This is a genomic window from Kitasatospora sp. NPDC002227, from assembly GCF_040296285.1.
Taxonomy (GTDB): Bacteria; Actinomycetota; Actinomycetes; order Streptomycetales; family Streptomycetaceae; genus Kitasatospora.
The window spans coordinates 1-1,321 of sequence record NZ_JBEOWY010000132.1 but is presented as its reverse complement, the minus strand read 5'-3'; the positions used below and the strand labels follow the sequence as shown (position 1 = coordinate 1,321).

The 1,321-nt window shown below is 62.3% G+C and carries 1 pseudogene; it reads left to right on the top strand.

Annotation, left to right across the window (positions count from 1 at the left end):
* Positions 1–420: 420 nt before the first annotated feature.
* Positions 421–1,230, top strand: a pseudogene (locus tag ABT095_RS38790) (IS5 family transposase).
* Positions 1,231–1,321: the final 91 nt, after the last annotated feature.

The following is a 1,321-nucleotide window of genomic DNA, read 5'->3' as shown; positions in this document are numbered from 1 at the left end:
CTCGACAACTACACGGTCTTTGATCACCCCGAGCATGCCCACTGGTCAGGTGGGCACACCGGGAAGCTCCAAGATCCCCGACAGAGTCAAGCTGACACCGAAGACCGTACAGACCCGGACCGGACGATGACTGCGTACCCGAGTTCTGCGAGCGGTGGGGTGTGGTCAGTGGGCGTTTAGCGAGCTTTACTCCGTCATGCGACTTTCATTCCTGACCATATTCGTGCTGCTTGCCCGGTATAGGAAGTCTGTCCTGACCTCGGCCGCTGGCATGACTGTCCGTCTCATCCGCTTCTATGCCTGGAAGTCCGTCTGGTTTGAAGAAGTCATAGAACCGCCCGCAGGGCAGCGGAACAGAGTCTTCCTCCACACTCATGCAGACGCTGTGGCGCGAGCCAGCGGAAGCCGTACCCCAGCGACCTGTCCGACGCCCGATGGGCCCTGATCGAACCGAAACTGACGGCCTGGAGGAAAGTCCGACTCGACCGCAGGCCCACCGGCAAACCCGCCTAGGTCGAGCTGCGCGACGTTTTCAACGCGATTCTCTACATCAACCGCACCGGAATCCCCTGGAAGTACCTCCCCCACGACTTCCCCAACCACGGCACCGTCTACGCCTACTACGCCGCCTGGCGCGACGAGGGCGTGCTCGCGGAACTCAACTACGACCTGACCGGCCTGGCCCGGGTGAAGGAAGGACGCAATCCCGAACCGACCGCGTCCGTGATCGACACCCAGAGCGTGAAGACCTCCACCAACGTGCCGCTGACCAGCCAGGGCACCGACGCCGCGAAGAAAATCGTCGGCCGGAAACGAGGCATCATCACCGACACGATCGGACTGATCCTCGCCGCGACCGTCACCGCCGCGAGCCTGTCCGAGAACGCCCTGGGAATCCACCTCCTCAACCAGGCCAAGAAGACCTACCCGAGTCTCACTAAAAGCTGGGTCGACACCGGCTTCAAAAACGCCGTGATCGGGCACGGAGCCGGCCTCGGAATCGACGTCGAGGTCGTCCACCGCAAATCCGACGTTCGCGGCTTCCACGTCGTGAAGAGACGCTGGGTAGTCGAACGAAGCCTGGGCTGGCTCATGCTGCGCCGCCGGCTCGCCCGCGACTACGAGACCCTGCCAGCCAGCTCCGAAGCCATGATCCACATCGCCTCGATCGACAACCTCACCAAACGCATAACGGACGAGACCACACCAACCTGGCGAGGGACCTACTAGCCTCGCGCTTTCACGAGTGGGGCTGTCCGAGGCGTGATCAAAAGAACGAGGAGTGCCTCTGACCTGGGACGATGGGACTTGTCTAGGGTCC